Below are 1,768 nucleotides of genomic sequence, written 5' to 3'. Positions count from 1 at the left end.
AGGGGGCGCATTGCCTCATCCAGAATGTTACTGGACAACTTCTCGCCGATGATTGGGTCGGTGCCATCGAATCGGTTCGGTGGCTTCTATGGCGAGAAAGATCAGCATGGGCGCGCGGCGGGAGGTGCTGTCGACCGTAACGGAGCGTTACGAGTCGGCCAAACGGGCGGAGAAGGGGCGCATCCTCGATGCGCTGTGCGCGACGACGGGCTGGCATCGCAAGCATGCGGTGCGCGCGCTTCGGCGGAGCGCAACAATTGGAGCGGGGAAGATGGAGGCGCCCGGAGAGCGCAAGCGCAGATATGGCGCGACGATCAAGGACGCGATGACGGCGCTGTGGGAGGCGTCAGATCGGGTATGCGGTAAGCGGCTCAAGGTGATGATCCCGACCTTGCTGCCGGCGCTCGAGCAACATGGCCGATTGCAGCTTGGTGAGGCCGACCGTGCTCGTGTTCTGGCGATCAGCGCCGCAACCATCGACCGCTTGCTCGTCGATGTGAACATTGCGGCGAGCGGCGGCAGGCGGCGCCGTGCCGGATTCTATTCGGCAATCCGGCGCGAAGTCCCGATCCGCACGTTCAATGACTGGAACAGTCCGGTGCCCGGCTTCTGCGAGGTCGACATGGTCGCACATGGCGGCACGTCGGTGGCCGGCTCGTTCATCCAAACCCTGACGATGGTCGATGTCGCCACCGGCTGGACGGAGTGCCTGCCGTTGCTGACGCGGGAGGGTTCGCTCGTCGTCGAGGCGATCAACCGCGCCCAAAGCCTGTTCCCCTGGTTGTTGCGCGGTGTGGACTTCGACAACGACAGCGCCTTCATGAACGATGTTGTTGTGCCATGGTGCCGCGAACAAAAGCTCGAAGTCACACGCTCGCGCGCTTACAAGAAGAACGATCAAGCCTTCGTCGAGCAGAAGAATGGTGCCGTCGTCCGCCGCCTCATGGGCTATGGCCGATTCGACGGCGTCGAGACGGCCCGTGTGATGGGCCGTCTCTATGCGGCGGCTCGGCTCTACGTCAACTTCTTCCAGCCGTCGTTCAAGCTGAAGGAGAAGCGCCGCGAAGGGGCTAAAGTGATCAAACGGTATCATCTCCCATCGACGCCCTATGAGCGTGCACTGGCGCATCCCAAGGTGACCCCGGACGTGAAGAAACGGCTGCGCGATCAGTATCGTTCGCTAGATCCCGTCGTGCTGTTGGCTGAGATTCGCGCGACTCAGGACGAACTCGGCAATCGCGTTGATCGTCGTGCCGGACACGCGGGTGACCTGCAGCGCGCCTCCACGACCACCACGCCAACGAGCGCAGTCACTTTCGCCAAGACGCTCGGAAAGAGGGTGACGGCCTGCGAGCCGCGTGCCACGCACCGGCGAACTCGTCGGCCCTATAAAACCAGGATTCGTATGCCGTCCAAGCTCGACCCACATATTGCCGCGATCGAGGGCTGGCTGGCAGAGCAGCCGCAGCTGACGGCGCTCGCCATCGTCGGCCGGCTGAGCGAGATTCAGCCCGAGGAGTTCGGGGCAAGACAGCATTCGATTGTGCAGCGTCTGCTGAGGTCGCTTAGACGGAAGACGGCCGAGCAATTGGTCGCCGCTGCCCCGCTGGCCGGGGTTGTGGACGGCTCGGGCTATGTAGGGCCCGACCCGCCCACAGCCCCTCTCGTCGAGCAAGCCGGGAAAGCCACCTGGTGCGGCCGATCAGTCGAGGTCGCATCGACATTAGTAATGGCGCCATAGGGTAACATTTGCTCATGCGGCAATACG

Annotated in this window: 1 protein-coding gene; it reads left to right on the top strand. The window is 63.2% G+C overall.

Translation table 11 applies throughout. The annotated features are described in order from the left end of the window. The first annotated feature begins 88 nt into the window (after positions 1–88). Positions 89–1,741 carry an integrase catalytic domain-containing protein gene (locus tag AC0L30_RS42805; protein ID WP_473309302.1) on the top strand — a complete coding sequence of 551 codons (1,653 nt, stop codon included), beginning with the start codon at positions 89–91 and terminating at the stop codon, positions 1,739–1,741. The last annotated feature ends 27 nt before the right edge of the window (positions 1,742–1,768 follow it).

It is taken from the genome of Bradyrhizobium sp. MI1.11 (assembly GCF_055811255.1).
Note: the sequence above shows the minus strand (reverse complement) of the source record. Positions and strands in the feature narration are given on the sequence as shown.

What these genes read in the sequence shown, in the direction of transcription:
- AC0L30_RS42805 (WP_473309302.1), top strand. Translation starts at nt 89, where the DNA reads ATGGCGAGAAAGATCAGCATGGGCGCGCGGCGGGAGGTGCTGTCGACC.